Source organism: Pseudofrankia coriaricola, assembly GCF_032027725.1.
Classification (GTDB): Bacteria; Actinomycetota; Actinomycetes; order Frankiales; family Frankiaceae; genus Pseudofrankia.
The window spans coordinates 40,246-54,796 of sequence record NZ_JASNFO010000078.1 but is presented as its reverse complement, the minus strand read 5'-3'; the positions used below and the strand labels follow the sequence as shown (position 1 = coordinate 54,796).

At 67.2% G+C, this 14,551-nt stretch carries 13 protein-coding genes; all 13 read right to left on the bottom strand.

Translation table 11 applies throughout. The annotated features are described in order from the left end of the window. Nucleotides 1-24: 24 nt before the first annotated feature. Entirely contained in the window at nt 25-1,512 is a 1,488-nt protein-coding gene (locus tag QOZ89_RS34505) for an aldehyde dehydrogenase family protein (RefSeq protein WP_116271427.1), read from the bottom strand. A 152-nt stretch (nt 1,513-1,664) separates the two neighbouring features. Then, on the bottom strand, nt 1,665-2,609 hold the full coding sequence (locus QOZ89_RS34500) for an NAD(P)-dependent oxidoreductase (protein ID WP_071047234.1): 945 nt from the start codon (nt 2,607-2,609) through the stop codon (nt 1,665-1,667). Between the two features lie 76 nt (nt 2,610-2,685). After that, on the bottom strand, nt 2,686-3,060 hold the full coding sequence (locus QOZ89_RS34495) for a carboxymuconolactone decarboxylase family protein (protein ID WP_071047212.1): 375 nt from the start codon (nt 3,058-3,060) through the stop codon (nt 2,686-2,688). A gap of 81 nt (nt 3,061-3,141) precedes the next feature. After that, nucleotides 3,142-4,593, bottom strand: coding sequence for an aldehyde dehydrogenase family protein (locus QOZ89_RS34490; protein ID WP_071047214.1), 1,452 nt, complete (start codon nt 4,591-4,593; stop codon nt 3,142-3,144). A gap of 76 nt (nt 4,594-4,669) precedes the next feature. Then, nucleotides 4,670-5,932 carry an acetyl-CoA hydrolase/transferase family protein gene (locus QOZ89_RS34485; protein WP_071047216.1) on the bottom strand — a complete coding sequence of 421 codons (1,263 nt, stop codon included), beginning with the start codon at nt 5,930-5,932 and terminating at the stop codon, nt 4,670-4,672. 67 nt (nt 5,933-5,999) lie between these two features. After that, entirely contained in the window at nt 6,000-7,169 is a 1,170-nt protein-coding gene (locus tag QOZ89_RS34480) for a CaiB/BaiF CoA transferase family protein (RefSeq protein WP_071047217.1), read from the bottom strand. Beyond that, a complete protein-coding gene (locus QOZ89_RS34475) occupies nt 7,166-8,002 on the bottom strand; it encodes an enoyl-CoA hydratase/isomerase family protein (protein ID WP_071047218.1) in 837 nt (278 codons plus the stop codon). The genes QOZ89_RS34480 and QOZ89_RS34475 overlap by 4 nt, the downstream gene beginning before the upstream one ends. 239 nt (nt 8,003-8,241) lie before the next feature. Continuing rightward, the gene (locus tag QOZ89_RS34470) at nt 8,242-9,087 is read right to left on the bottom strand and encodes an SDR family oxidoreductase (RefSeq protein WP_071047235.1); all 846 of its coding nucleotides are present in this window, start codon (nt 9,085-9,087) and stop codon (nt 8,242-8,244) included. A 52-nt stretch (nt 9,088-9,139) separates the two neighbouring features. Continuing rightward, complete coding sequence (locus QOZ89_RS34465) at nt 9,140-10,348, bottom strand: ABC transporter permease (RefSeq protein WP_071047219.1); 1,209 nt, start codon at nt 10,346-10,348, stop codon at nt 9,140-9,142. Continuing rightward, the gene (locus tag QOZ89_RS34460; protein ID WP_312627952.1) at nt 10,348-11,763 is read right to left on the bottom strand and encodes an ATP-binding cassette domain-containing protein; all 1,416 of its coding nucleotides are present in this window, start codon (nt 11,761-11,763) and stop codon (nt 10,348-10,350) included. The genes QOZ89_RS34465 and QOZ89_RS34460 overlap by 1 nt, the downstream gene beginning before the upstream one ends. Before the next feature lie 167 nt (nt 11,764-11,930). Next, the gene (locus tag QOZ89_RS34455) at nt 11,931-13,082 is read right to left on the bottom strand and encodes a sugar ABC transporter substrate-binding protein (RefSeq protein WP_071047221.1); all 1,152 of its coding nucleotides are present in this window, start codon (nt 13,080-13,082) and stop codon (nt 11,931-11,933) included. Nucleotides 13,083-13,344: 262 nt separating this feature from the next. After that, on the bottom strand, nt 13,345-13,608 hold the full coding sequence (locus tag QOZ89_RS47755; protein ID WP_397428894.1) for a hypothetical protein: 264 nt from the start codon (nt 13,606-13,608) through the stop codon (nt 13,345-13,347). Nucleotides 13,609-13,760: 152 nt separating this feature from the next. After that, on the bottom strand, nt 13,761-14,531 hold the full coding sequence (locus tag QOZ89_RS34445; RefSeq protein WP_071047222.1) for an SDR family NAD(P)-dependent oxidoreductase: 771 nt from the start codon (nt 14,529-14,531) through the stop codon (nt 13,761-13,763). Nucleotides 14,532-14,551 lie beyond the last annotated feature (20 nt).

Here is a 14,551-nt window from a genome sequence, read left to right as displayed (position 1 = left end):
GGCGCACGAGCAAGGGAACGCCTCTCATGACGAGAGGTCGATGTAGACGCACTTCTCGTAGAGGAAGGCGTCAACGTGCCCCGGGCCGCCCTTCACGCCGTAGCCGCTCATGCGGTGGCCGTTCATGCCCACGGTCATGTCGAGCAGGCCGTAGCAGTTGACCCAGACGCTGCCGGAACGGATCCCGTTCACCATCGTCATGACGGTCGTCGTGTCACGGGTCCACACGGCTCCACCGAGGCCGAAGGGCGTGTCGTTTGCGAGTACCAGCGCCTCCTCGACGTCGTCGAACGGCAGCACCGACACCACAGGGCCGAAGATCTCCTCGCGAGCGATGGTCATGTCCGGCGTCACGTCAGAGAAGACGGTCGGCTGCACGAAGAACCCGTCCGCCAGGTCGCCGCCCAGCCGAGCCCCGCCCGCGGCCAGCGTCGCCCCCTCGGGCCCCGCCCCCTCGACATAGCCCAGGACGCGGTCGAGCTGGGCCTGCGACGCGACAGGCCCCATCTGGACGTCCGGGTCGATGCCGTTGCCGACGCGCAGGGACGCCGAGAAGTCCACCAGGCGCGAGACGAACTCGTCATGGACGCTGCGTTGCACGAGCAGACGGGTGCCGGCGGTGCAGATCTGCCCGGAGTTGTTGAACACCCCCATCGCGGCCCCCGGGACGGCGCGGTCGAGGTCCGCGTCCGCGAAGACGATGTCGGGTGATTTTCCGCCCAGTTCGACCTGGACCCGCTTCATGTTGCTCACCGACGCCTCGACCACACGCCGTCCGGTCTCGACGGAACCGGTGAACACGACGCGGTCGACATCGGGGTGCGCCGCCAGCGCACCCCCCGCCGCACCGTGACCGGTCACGACGTTGACCACGCCCGGTGGCACGCCTGCCTCCTCGAGCAGACGGGCCATGTAGAGCACCGAGAGGGACGTGTACTCGCCGGGCTTCAGCACGACAGTGCAGCCGGTCGCGAGAGCACCGCCGACCGTGAACCACTCCCCGACCAGAGGGCTGTTCCAGGCCAGGATCCCGCCCACCACTCCGAGCGGCGCCTTGATCGTCATTGTCATCACGTCGCCGGCGAGATTGTTCGGCAGGGTCGAGCCACCGACATTCACCGTCTGCGCCCCGAAGTACGCGATGGTCTGCAGGACGAAGCTCTTGAGCCCCCGCGAACGTGTGATCGGCGAGCCCAGGTCGAGTGTTTCGAGAAGAGCCATCTCATCGAAGCGCTGGTCGACGAGGTCGTGGATCCGCATCAGCAACGCTTGGCGCTCATAGGGCTTCCAGCGCGACCAAGGGCCCTCGAACGCCCGACGGGCCGCCCGCACCGCACGATCGACGTCCTCGTGATCTCCGTCCGCGAGATGAGTCAGGACCTGCCCCGTCGCGGGATTGAGGGTGGGGAAGGTCTTGCCTGAGGCGGAGTCGACGACGGCGCCGCCGATCACGTGCCCGAGGCGCGAGGCCAGGAACGAGTGCGGTGCCGTGTTCTCCTTCATGGAGGTCATGAGTCCATCCTTGGTACCAGCGCGCTCGGCGCAGAACTGCGATCCGGTGACAGGTCGCCGTCAGCGGGGCCGCACACCTCCGCCATCGATCACTACGGATGTGAGAGGCCCTCCCGATAATCTCTCATTATAATTGGCCTAAATGCAAGGGATTATTTGCCAGCAGGACGCGAGGCCTTCAGAACGGCGTCCAGCCGCTCCGGGTCGACGGCGATCTCCACGCCCGCCCGCTCGAGCTGAAGCGTGAGGAACACCCGGGCGTCCAGATCGCCGAGGCCGCGCTGGATCGCCGCCGCCATCTCGTCGCGCGTCATCTCCGCCATCCTCATCGGGACGTCGTGGTCGGTCCCTAGCGCGGCGCCCAGCGAGAGGTCCTTGTGGGCCAGCTTGAGCGGCATCGCCGGTGGGTCAAACTTGCCCGGCAGGAACTGCTTGGTGAGCATGTCGAGGGGCGACCGCTTCCCGACGACCCCCAGCCGGATGGACTCCCAGAGGTCCAGCGGGTCGACCCCCGCCTTGACGGCGACGGAGAACGTCTCGGCCAGTGCGAGCTGGATGATGGAACCGAGCATGTTGTGGCAGAGCTTGGTCACCGTCCCGGCACCGGATGCGCCGACATAGTGGGTTTTGTCCCCCATTGTCGTCAGGACGGGCAAGCAGCGTTCGTACACCGCACGGTCACCACCGACCCAGATCGCCAGGTCACCCGAGGCCGCACCCGCCGGACCTCCGCTCACCGGGGCATCCAGGAACGAGAGGTCGCGGCGCAGGCACTCGTCGTGGATCTCCTTCTGGAGCGACAACGAGTTCGTCGACAGGTCCGCCAGGATCGTGCCCGGCCGAGCGTTCTCGACCAGGCCACCCGAGCCCAGGAAGACCGCCTGCGCCTCCGGCGGACCGGGCAGCGACGCGAAGATCACGTCGCAACGACGAGCGACCTCGGCGATGTCCGAGGCGGGCGTCGCGCCTGCGGCAGCGAGCAGGTCCACGGGCTCCGCGCTGGTGTCGAAGACGAGCACCTGACGTCCGGACCGCCGCACCAGGTTCGTGGCCATGCCCTGACCCATCCGGCCCAGGCCGATGAATCCGATCGCCATGCTGGTCTCCTCCTGCGGGTCGGCCGTGGGCGCCTCGTCCCGAGGCCGCGGCGCGGGTGTCGGAACCGCGTACACGTCAGATGTCGAGTTCCTCGAAGACCTTGCTGGCGATCGCGAACGAGGAGAGTCCGGCCGGCATGCCGGCGTACACGGCCACCTGCAACAGACATTCGCGAATCTCGGCCTTGCTGAGACCGTTCGTGATCCCGCTCCGTACGTGCCCGGCCAGCTGGTCGGGTCGGTTGAGGGCGGCGAGCATCCCGATGTTGAGAATGCTCCGGCTGCGGCGGTCCAGCTCGGGCCGGGTCCAGACGGTGCCCCAGCAGAACTCCGTGAGGATGTCCTGCATGGGCTTGTTGAAGTCGTCCGCGTTCCTCGCCGCGTCGACCACCGCGTTGCCCGCAACCTCGCGCCGAACGGCCTCGCCTGCTGAGTAGGTGCTCTCGTCCATGGAGTTCTTCCGCCTTTGCTGGAGGCTTGTCGCTCGGAGTGGGCGTAGCGCGTGAGCGGTCGGAGGCTGCCTCGCGCCTCGTCAGTGTGCAGTGTGGATAGTCTGGATCTGGGTGAACTCGTGCATGCCCCAGATGCCGTTCTCGATCCCGATGCCACTCCACTTCGCACCTGCGAATGGCGCGGAGGGGGTAGTGATGGCGTGGGTGTTAACCCAGGCGGTGCCGACCTCGAGACGCGCCGCGACGTCGCGGCCGCGGTCCTCGTCGGAGGTCCAGACCGAGCCCCCCAGCCCGTACGGGCCACGATTGGCCCGCCCGAGTGCGTCATCCAGGTGGGTGTAGGCCAGCACCGGAAGCACCGGACCGAACTGCTCCTGATCGACCACCGCCATCCCGTCCTCGACGCCGGTGAGGATCGTCGGCGGGTAGAAGTAGCCCGGACTCTCGATCGGCGTCCCGCCCGTGACCGCTCGGGCACCACGGCTGAGCGCGTCGTCGACGAGACTCGTGACGATCTCGAGCTGCGCTCGATTGTTGAGCGGCCCGAACTCTGTCCCGGGTTCCATACCGTTGCCGACCACACTGTTGCGGGCATACCCGGCCAAGGAGTCGACGACGTCGTCGAAGAGCCGCTCGTGTACGTACACGCGCTTGATCGCCGCGCAGGTCTGACCACAGTTCACGAACGCCCGGTCGAACAGACCCTGCCCGATCAAGGCCGGATCGGCATCGTCGAGCACGATCGCCGGATCGTTGCCGCCCAACTCCAACGTCGCCCGCTTCAGGTCCGGCGCCACCGCCGCCGCAACAAGTTTTCCGGTCGCGGTCGACCCGGTGAACGTCACCTTGCGCGTCAACGGGTGCGAGGTCAGCCAACCCCCCAGCTCGGAGCCGCCACCACTCACTGCGCTGACCACACCCGGCGGAAAGACCGACTGCAGCACCTCCACCGCCTTCAGCGTGGCAAAAGGGGTGTACGGCGAAGGCTTGATCACCAACGTGTTGCCTGGACGCAGCGCCTGCGCCGCCTTCTTCATCGCCATCTGGATCGGGAAGTTCCAGGCACAGATCGCTACCGCCACCCCCAGGGGCCGGCGGTGCACAGTCACCGTACGTTCGGTGCCGTCCTCGACCATCTCGGGCGCGGACAGGTCCAGATCGGCGTACCAGCGCAACCAGGTCGCACTGGTCGACACCTCTGCCAAGGACCCCGAGAACGGCTTGCCCTGCTCCGCGGTCAGCAGCAGTGCCAGTTCCGAGGCCGACGCCTCCAGCGCATCCGCCGCCGCACGCAACGCCGCACACCGCGCCGCATCGTCGGCACGCCAGGAAACGAAGGCCCGCGCCGCCGACTCCATGACCGCGTCGACCTGCGCCCGTGACGCGTCCGGCGCATCGGCAAACCGCTCCCCCGTCGCCGGGTTCACCACCTCGAACGTCCCCGCGCCCGGCACCGGACGACCATCGACGGTCAGCGACACACCCGCGGCCAGCCCGGTCAACGCGCCTGTCGAAACCCCTACGATCGACATGACGAACCCCTCTCCTCAGGACGCGCTGCAGCAGCGGACCGCGAACGTTCGTGTTGCTGGTCTTCAGATGGACGGCTTAGTGGGTGCGGGGCAGCTTCTTGGCCGCCGCGAAGAGTCCCTCACGGTGGTCCGGGTGACTGATTCCGGCCAGTGCCTCGGCGCGCTCACCGGCGGACAGGAAGCGCAGATCCGCCACGCCGTACTCGGTGACGACGTGCTGCACGAGTGTTCGCGGCACGGTCACCAATCCCTTTGAGAGGACCGGCACGATGCGCGATGCCCCGCGGACGGTGGTCGAAGGAAGGGCGACGATCGACATGTTGCCGGCCAACTGCGCGCCGAGCATGAAGTCGACGCTGCCACCGATGCCACCGGCCTGCCCGCCCCGGAGCACCTCGGAGTTGAGCTGGCCGTACAGATCGATCTCGAGGGTGGAGTTGATCGAGACGAACCTCTCCCACCTGGCCAACGCCTCCAGGCTGTGCGTGTGCAGGCCGTTCTGGAGATTCACGGCGGGGTTGCGGTCCACCCACCGATAGAGGTCCGGCGAACCGACGACCTCACCGACCACGGCCGCAGGGCCGTCCGACATGCAGCGCCCGGACTCGATCAGCGCTCGCCCTCCGTCGGTGAGCATGCCCGTGATCCGGAGATCCGTGCGGTCGGTGTCGACGAGCGTCTGGCACACGGCCTCCGGCACCGTTCCGATGCCGCACTGGATGGTCGCGCCGTTCGGGATGAGGTCGGCGACGAGACAGCCGATCTCTGCGTCCAGAGGGCCCGGCGTCCGATGCGGGTACGCCCGCAACGGTGCCTCATGCATGACCACGAAGTCGATCTCGGACTCATGAATGAGCGAATCGCCCAAGGTGAAAGGCATCCGGGGGTTGACATGTGCGATGACCACGGTCGCCCGCCTCGCCAGCAGCGGGGTGAGACTCGAACTGATCCCGAAGCTGTGGTTGCCGTCGGCGTCCGCCGGCGACACCTGCACAAGTGCCACGTCGATGTCCGCGCCCTCGACGTAACGACAGGTCTGCGACCACGACATCGGGAGGAAGTCCACGGCCGGCCCCATCTCGGCGTCGACGTTCGACGTGCCTGGCATGAACCATGTGTTCAGCCGCACGGACGCCCCGAGCTCCGGTGCCATGGCGCGATAACCGTCGAGGAGCATGCCTCCCAGCAGTGTCAGCGCGCCCACCGAGCGGGCGCGCTGCGCCAGCGCCTCGAGGAGCACAACCGGCTCGGAGCTCAGTGAGCCGGTGGCGACGAGCATTCCGGACTGCACGGCGCGCATGGCCTCGTCCGCCGAGACGACCTGGGGTGAATCCGACATGTTCCATCCCTCATTGCATCGGTGCTGATTGAAGGGCGCAGCAGCGCGCCAAGAGACAAAGGCGCGCTCAGGCCTCGCGGCCGAGCCACTCCTTCAAGACGTCTGCGGTGTCAGCACCGAGCAGCGGCGCCGGCGCCGGCCGCTCGCCCGACATCAGGCTGGACCGGATCGGGTTGCCCGCGACGGTCATCTCGCCCCAGGCGGGGTCGTCAACCGCGACGATCATGCCCCGCTCCCGCGCATATGCGAGGCGTACGACGGAGTCGACGTTCCATACCGGCGCAGCAGGAACGTCGCACGATCCCAGCGCAGCGAGGACCTCTTCGGTGGTCCGTGCGGCCATCCAGGCATTGATGACGGGATCCAGCGTGTCCCGGTGCTGATGCCGCAGGATCCCGCTGGCGTATTCGGGTACGTCCACCAGGTCCGGGCGACCGATGGCTTCCGCGAACCTGACCCACACGGGATTCCCCAGGACGCCGAGCACGACCTGGCCGTCGGATGCGGAATAGGCCCCGAAAGGCGCACCCAGCGCGTGGACACCGGGCGGGGGGATCGTCCCGAAGGTCGTGTACATGATGATCGCCAGTTCGTTCAGGGCGATCGCACCGTCGAACATCGCGACGTCGATGTATGCGCCTTCACCGGTACGCTCTCGGTTGTACAGTGCCTGGTAGATCGCGGACTGCGCGTTGGCTGCGGCAAAGATGTCCGCGAGTGGGTAGCCCGGGTACACGGCACCCGACTCCGCGCCTTCCGGTCGCAACATGAGGCCGGCCATGGCCTGCGCGACGATGTCGAACGCGGTGAGGTACGGCAGGTCTCCCTTGTTGAACTCCGGGACGCCGAAACCCGACACCGCGGCGTAGATCAGCCGAGGATTGACCTTGCTCAGCTGCCCGTAGTTCAGCCCGAGGGCGGATAATGACGCAGGGCGGGCGTTCTCCAGGAATACGTCCGCCTCCCGGATCAGTTCGAGGAATGTCGCACGATCCGCTTCGTCCTTGAGGTCGAGCACCACGCTGCGCTTGTTCCGGTTCGCGCGGACGAACGAGAGACTCTGCGCCCCGTCCCCATCGCCCTTGATCGGTGGCACCGTGCGGGCGCGGTCGCCGCCCCGCGGCGGCTCGATCTTGACGACCTCGGCACCCGCGTCGGCCAGCCACATCGTCGCCATGGGGCCGGCGATGAAGGTCTCCACCGCAACGACCCGGATGCCGTTCAGCGGGCCTTTCACTTGCGCCACTCCGGCGTCTGGGTGCCCGGCCAGAACTCGTCGAGGCCGAGGGTGTGCAGCGAGCGTTCCTGGCCGAAGACTGCTGGACGCTTCTCGTCGAAGGACGCGAACCCCTCGAGCGCGTCCGCGGTGTGGAAGCTGCGCTTGGTGACCGCCTCCTCCCACTCCAGGGCCTCGTCCCAGCCCAGATCCAGATTGTCGTAGGCAAGTCGCTTCGTGGCCTGCACTGCGCCCGGGCTGAAGGACGCGATCGTGGTGGCGATATCCATGGCTTCGGCCATCGCCCCGCCAGGTTCGGTCAACCGTTGGGCCAGCCCGATGCGATGTGCCTCGGCACCGTCGACGTACTTCGAGAGCAGCAGGATCTCGATCGCGTTGCCCACGCCTACGAGCCGGCTGAGCCGGGTCGCCTGGGTGGCCCCGTTGGCGACTCCACGCTTGAGTCCGGACGGCCCCATTCTGGACGACGTCGAAACGACCCGGATGTCGCAGTAGAGGGCCAGGCTGAACCCTCCACCGACGGCGAACCCGTCGATGGCGGCGATGACCGGTTTGTAGAATCGCCAAGGCTTGTGCAGGGCTGTGCGGTCCTTCGTGGCGCCTGCCCCGACCACGCTGTCGGCCACGTAGTCCGGGATGTAACCGCCCGCACAGAAGGCTTTGTCGCCGGCGCCCGTGATGACGAGCACCCGCACGTCGTCATTGGAGACGACATCGGCGTAGGCGTCGAGAAGCTGCGTCGACATCTCCGGGTCCACGGCGTTCCGTTTCTCGGGGTTGTTGATGACGATCGTCGCGACGTGATCGCTGACGCCGTAGTCGATCTGACCCACTGCGATCCTCCTGTTCCCACGGTTTCGCGGGATCCGACTCCCCGCCCATTGGTGTCTCGACCGCGCAGCCTGGCGATCTGCAAACTCGCTCGTCCATGGACGCGTCGTCTGCGGTGGAGTGCCCGGCAGATGCCGCATCTCCCATTTCTCTTATACTAGATGTTCGACGCGCCGCAGTCGCCTGCGTCCCACATCCCGGAAGCGTTCTCGAGTCGGTTGCGTACGGTCGCCTCTGCAGATCAGGCGCTGACATAGCCTAGAGAGAGGGAGAGGTCGCGCAGCGCGTCGACCTCCTGCATCAGGAGGGCGGCCTGGCCCTCGGCCAGCCCGATGGCATCCGCACCGGCGACGAACCGCCTGGGCGGCGGATTCATGCCGCAGATCTCGACCATCGCCGCCGCCAGTTTCTCCGGATCTCCTGGCTGCTGTCCGTTCTTGGTGCGCCAACTGACGACCTGTCGCGATCGCCGGTCGGCGTAGTCGGGCACCGGACTCCCCGTAGGGGCATCCGCGGCGTGCGCCAGGAAATCGGTCCTGAATGATCCGGGATTCACGATCGTGGTGTGGATCCCCAGCGGCTCGACCTCGCGTCCCAGCGCCTGCATCCATCCCTCGAGCCCGAACTTGGCGGCGTTGTAGGACGACCAGTACTCGAAGCCGACCAGGCCCGCGGAGGACGAGACGGACACGATGTGGCCGGAGCCTTGGGCCCGCATGACGGGAAGCGCTGCGCGGGTGATGTTCATGGGGCCGAGCAGCCCTGTGGCCAACTGCTGCTCGATCTGCTCCGGGAGCAACTCTTCGAAGTAGCCGGCCACGAATGTCCCGGCGTTGTTCACCAGGACATCGAGGCGCCCGAAGCTGTCGGCCACCTCTGCGACGGCGCTTCGCGACTCCGCGTCGCTGGTGATGTCGAGGCGGACGCCGAGGAGCCGGCCGGAGGTAGCTCCCAGCACCCCGGTGATCGCTTCAGGATCGCGCCCTGACGCGACGACACGATGCCCGGCGGCGAGTGCGGCGCGGACGATGCACGCCCCCAGGCCACGACCGGCGCCGGTCACGAGCCAGACCTTGCTCTCGTCCATCCGCTGCTCCATATCTTCCGCCCCGCTCGACGCGCCGGTTCGGCGACGAGCGCTAACGTCGCGTCCTGGTGGCCGTGGACAGTGCGACGGCTCCGATGAGAACCAGACCGTTGATGACGTTCACGTAGGTCGGCTGGAGCCCCGCGACGATGAGTCCCAGGCCGACCCACGTCACGAAGACCCCGCCGACGACGGTGCCCGGCGCCGAGAACCTGCCGTCGGACAGCACCACCGTGGACAGGAATGCAGCAGCGAAGGCTGGGAGCAGGAAGCTCGCGGCGATGTCCGGAGACGCGGAGCCCTGACCGGCGGCGAGGCAGATCCCTGCGGTCGCCGCCAAGAGACCGCCGATGACGTACGACTTGATGACCTGCTTTCGCACCTTCACCCCGGCCAGCTGTGCGGCAGCGCGGTTGGACCCCACTGCCTGCACCTGACGACCGAACGTCGTGTACTGCATGAGGACCCACAGGGCGAGCGTGGCGATCAGCAAGAAGGCGATCATCCACGACAGGTTCCGGATCCACTCCCAGATGCGGACGACGAACACCAGCAGAGCGGCGACGACGACCAGCGTCGCCACCTTGGCGACCAGCCAGCGGCGACCGTCCCAGCCGACCGGGCGGACCCGATCGAGCCCGGTGGAGAAGGAGGCGAAGAGAGCCAATGCGGCCAAAGTGACCAGCCACGTCGGTGCCTTGTTGGCGAACGACCCGAACGAGACGAACCATGCCGGCAGTTGCGTGCCGCCGGGGAGAGGACCGACGTAGGAACCGCCGGAGTACACCGACGCCAGGCCCGTGCAGACGGCCCCGGTGCCGAGCGTGGCAATGAAGGCGTTCACCTTCAACCACTCGACCAGGCACCCGTTGACGAAGCCGACGACGACACCGATCGCCAAGGCCGCGAGCAGGGCCACCGGGAAGGATAGTCCCTGATTGACGGTGAGGCCGATGGTGAAGAAGCAGGACAAGGTGGCGTTCCCTGCGACGGACAAGTCGAACAGGCCCGCTATCAGCGTCACGAGGACGGCGAGCCCGAGAAGCAGGACCGGCACGCTCTGGTGCACGTCCAGCAGGCGCCCCGCCACGTTGAGGAACTGTCCGCCGAGGAACACCCCGAAGGCTGCGAAAATGAGCAGGAAAACCAGGAGGGTGATCGAGTTCTCGATCAACCTCCTGCGGACGACCCGCGACTGGACGACCGCGGCCTGACGCACCTTGACGACCTCGGGCGTGTCTTCGTTGATCGCCTGCACCATCACACCATCAGCTCCAGTTCAGAGGCGGTCATCTCGGTGACCTGCCGCAGCCGTTGCAGGCGACCGTCGACGACGAGCGCGACGCGGTCGCACACGGAGAACAGATCTTCCGCGTCAGAGCTCGCGACGAGGACCGCAGCACCGCTGGCGGCCATCTCGCGGATCAGTCGATAGATCTCGGATCGAGTTCCGACGTCGACACCGCGCGTCGGCTCGCATAACACGTACAGATGCGGTTGGGCGAGGAGCGCCCGCCCGAAGATCACCTTCTGCTTGTTGCCGCCGGACAGCGTGTCGAACGGGACGTCCATCGGCCGCGGTCGCACGGACAGGTCGGCCGCGATCTTGGCGCAGTCCCGCAGCTCGCGCCGGGGCGAGAGAAGCCGCGCTCCTCGCCGGCGCCACCGCCACAGCGAGGACACCGACAAGTTCTCGCGGACGCTGAGCGCACCGAAGCCTCCCTGGCTCTCGCGGTACGGGGGCACGAGCGCCCGCTTGAGGCCTTGGCGGTGAGCGACGACCTCGCCGCGCTCAGGCTTCAGGCTGCCGTTCACGAGAAAGGCGATGTCGTGCAGTCCCGACCCAGGCAGTCCGCTGATGCCGATGACCTCACCCGCATTGAGGCGCAGGTTGATCGGGCCGAGCTTGCCCACGCACACGTCGTGGAGCTCCAGCACGCACGTTGGTTCCTCACCTGCCGCGGCGCGTGTGTTGATCTCGCGGGCGTCGCTTTCGTGCTGCATCAGCATCTCGACCAGCGCGGCCCGGTCGAGGCCCGCGGTCGGAGCGTCCTGCACGAGCTCGCCGTCGATGATCACGACGACACGATCGGTCGCGTTGAGGATCTCGGACAGCTTGTGGGTCACCATGATGACCGTCGCGCCCGATCGAGCAGCGAGCGCAAGGGACTCGATCACGCGGCCGGCGTCGGCCGGCGGCAGCGCCGACGTGGTCTCGTCGATGACCAGGATGTTCGCCCCGCGCCCCATCACTCGTGCGACGGCGACCAGCGTCTTCTCCCCGGGTGTCAGGTCGGAGAGGTAGGTGTCAACGCTCATGCTCAAACCCACCAGGCGCAGGGCTTGGGCCGCTTCTGCACGCTCGGCCCGCTTGTCGAGAACGGGACCGAGCCGCCGCTTCGGTGGTTGAGCCAGGCTGAGGTTATCGGAGATCGTCAGACCGTCGATGAGACCCAGGTCCTGGTGGATGAAGCCGACGTCCGAGCTGCTCGCCAGGGAGCGGACCGGCTTTCCACCGAGCCGGATCTCGCCGCTCGTGGCCTCGTAGACCCCTGCGAGAATTTTGATCAAGGTCGATTTCCCGGCGCCGTTCGGGCCCATCAGGCCGACGAACTCTCCCCCGCGGATCTGCAGGTCGACGCCTTTCAGAACCTTGTTGGCGCCGAAGGACTTCACGAGCTGCGAGACCTCAAGGGCGAACGCAGACCCGGCGTTCGTCGCGGATGTCGTCACGGGAGCTCCTGTCGCGGCAGTGCGATCGGTCGAAGGTCGTCGAAGGTCGAGGAAGTGGTGCGGGGACGCGTGCGACGTCGGAGCCCGGCGCACGCGTCCCCGCACAGAACTCAGGCCGAACCCCAGAGCTTCTTGAAGTTCTCCTCGTAGCCCTCGGGGGCGGGGAACACGTCGGGCTTCTTGTTGACGTACTCCTTGACGTTATTCTGCGTAATGAGCGTGCTGGGCATCGCGTCGTATCCGGTCCACGACGGGGCGCCGACCTTGATGCGTGCCATCAGGTCCGCGGCGGCCCATTCCTCGTAGGTGAAGGGATCGGCGACGTCGAAGTCGTTCGGCGGGTTGTCGCCTGCGAGCGAGGCGATACCGTCCGGGCTGCCGTCATAAGAGCCGATCTTGAAGTCCAGTCGACCGGCGTTCTTTGCGGTATTGGACATCTGCACGCCCAGCCCGTCGTAGTGCCCGATCACGTAGTCGAGCGTGCCCTTCGGATGCGACGCCAGGAGCGCTGTGAACGACGGAGGCCCGGGCTTGGAGAGGTCCGCCGCGGCAAAGTGCGTCAGGGTGAACTCGCAGTCCGGGCAGTTGCTCTCGATGGTCTTCTTGAAGGACTGCTGACGCAGCACGGCGGAGGCAAACTGCGGGTCGTCGAACGCTGCGATCCTCGCTTTGGGACCGGCGTTGGCCAGGACCTGCCAGGCTGCGATCTCGCCCTGCTCGGCGAAGTCGACGGTGACGTCGTAGACCTTGCCCTGCCACTGCGGACCCGACACGCACTGGGTGCACATGATCGTCAAGCCCGCGGCGGCGGCCCGCTCCACCGACGCCTTGATCGTGTTGACGTTGACGGCGACCAGAACGACACCGTCCAGCTTGTTGGCGACGGCACGGTCGAGGAACGCGGCCTCCACCTGCGGGGAGAACTGGCCATCGACGGGAGGCGGTGCGTCCCAGCCCATAGTCTTCAGCGCGGTCACGGCGACCTGCGACTGAGAGGCGCAGACCGGCGCACCGAACCCGCAGGCGAGCACTTCTGCCTTGCCGGTGCCCGGGTCGAACGCCTCGGTCGGCCCGGGGTAGGTCGAGGGCCCCTTCTCGTACTCCGCGACCTTGGTCTTCGCCGTCGCCTGGACATCCCCCGCGGCGGCAGCGGAATCACCGGGTCCCCCGGAGCCTAACGCGGTCGAGCCGCCGCATGCGCTGAGCACCGCGGCGCTCACCACGAGCGCAGCCACCACGCCCACGAGCCTCTTGCCGGTCATCTGTTGATCTCCTTGGCCGGTCGACGGTCGTCTCGTCCGTCGACGTGAGTGCGTCACCGCCGCCAGCTGGCTCGTGTCGTAACCCGGTATTCTCTCGCAACGATTACCATAGTTTGTGGTGACGCACGCCACTTGTCAATGGCTCAGAGACGAGCGGCCGGAGATTCCTGGAGCCCGTACAACCAGCGCACCTGGGGAGCCGGGCTCGACAGCGCCGCGATCCGCCTCTCAAGCTCCCGGTCCGACACCACGAGGCGATGCCTCAGGTGGCGCTCGTACTCCTGCCACGACCCGAGCGCGTAACGGGACGAGATCCGGGACGAGCGACTGGAAGGGAGTGAGGGTCAGTGCGTTGCTCACGCCGAGGAGGCAGGTAAGCACGAGCACCCAGGACGCTTCGAGCGCCCCGAACCAGGCCAACCCGGCCAATGCGGCACAGGTGATCATGGCGGCCGCCATGCACGCCGATCAGGAGGCGGCGCCGATCCGTCGCATCGGCGAGCACACCGGCGGGAAGCGCGAGCACGGCGACCGGGAGAGTGATCGCAGTCTGGACCAGGGAAGCATCGCGGAGGAGGCGAACGCGATCGCGAGGTACCGGAAGGCGCGGTGACGCAGTGGCCCGGCAGGTCTCCGACGGTCGGTAGAACAGCTCTCAATCAGGCTTGAGCGAGGACGTCAGTGAGCGACGAAGCCCCCGTCGACAGGCAGGGCTACGCCAATGACGAAGGAGGACGCGGGGCTCGACAGCCAGAGCACCGCATTGGCGACCTCGTCGGCGCGGCCGAGGCGACCGATCGGCTGATCGCGCAGGATTTCTTCGAGGATCTCCCCGTGCGACTGGGTCAGACCTTCCGACATGGGCGTCTGGATCACACCCGGGCAGACGGCGTTGACCCGGATACCGTGGGAGGCGTAGTCCATCGCCACGCTCTTCGTCAGCCCGATCACCCCGTGCTTGGCCGCGTGATAGGTCGCCCGGTTGGGCAGACCTACGAGGCCGCCGAGCGACGAGGTGTTGACGATGACGCCGTTGCCCTGCCGGCGCATCTGGAGCAATTCGTACTTCATGCAGGCCCACACGCCGCGGAGATTCACCGCGGACACCTGGTCGAAGGTCTCGATCGGCTCGTCCGCCATCTCGCCGGTGTAGCCGAGCACTCCGGCGTTGTTGAAGGCGATGTCCAGCTTGCCGAACTCGGCGACGGTGCGCTCGACGGCCGCCGCGACCTGCTGCTCGTCGGTGACGTCGCAGGGCAGTCCCAGCACCTGGTGGCCGGCGGCGGACAGCTTCTCCGTCGCCGGTCGCAGGGTGGTCTCGTTGACGTCCACAATCACGACGGCGGCACCGGCCTCCGCGAAGCCCGTCACACTGGCGAGACCGATGCCGGAGCTTCCGCCGGTGACGAGGACGACCTGGTCGCGAAAATCGTAGACAGGGTGCTGCATGCGGGGATTCCCTGTACTTC

What these genes read in the sequence shown, in the direction of transcription:
- QOZ89_RS34505 (WP_116271427.1), bottom strand. Translation starts at nt 1,512, where the DNA reads ATGACCTCCATGAAGGAGAACACGGCACCGCACTCGTTCCTGGCCTCG.
- QOZ89_RS34500 (WP_071047234.1), bottom strand. Translation starts at nt 2,609, where the DNA reads ATGGCGATCGGATTCATCGGCCTGGGCCGGATGGGTCAGGGCATGGCC.
- QOZ89_RS34495 (WP_071047212.1), bottom strand. Translation starts at nt 3,060, where the DNA reads ATGGACGAGAGCACCTACTCAGCAGGCGAGGCCGTTCGGCGCGAGGTT.
- QOZ89_RS34490 (WP_071047214.1), bottom strand. Translation starts at nt 4,593, where the DNA reads ATGTCGATCGTAGGGGTTTCGACAGGCGCGTTGACCGGGCTGGCCGCG.
- QOZ89_RS34485 (WP_071047216.1), bottom strand. Translation starts at nt 5,932, where the DNA reads ATGTCGGATTCACCCCAGGTCGTCTCGGCGGACGAGGCCATGCGCGCC.
- QOZ89_RS34470 (WP_071047235.1), bottom strand. Translation starts at nt 9,087, where the DNA reads ATGGACGAGAGCAAGGTCTGGCTCGTGACCGGCGCCGGTCGTGGCCTG.
- QOZ89_RS34465 (WP_071047219.1), bottom strand. Translation starts at nt 10,348, where the DNA reads ATGGTGCAGGCGATCAACGAAGACACGCCCGAGGTCGTCAAGGTGCGT.
- QOZ89_RS34455 (WP_071047221.1), bottom strand. Translation starts at nt 13,082, where the DNA reads ATGACCGGCAAGAGGCTCGTGGGCGTGGTGGCTGCGCTCGTGGTGAGC.
- QOZ89_RS34445 (WP_071047222.1), bottom strand. Translation starts at nt 14,531, where the DNA reads ATGCAGCACCCTGTCTACGATTTTCGCGACCAGGTCGTCCTCGTCACC.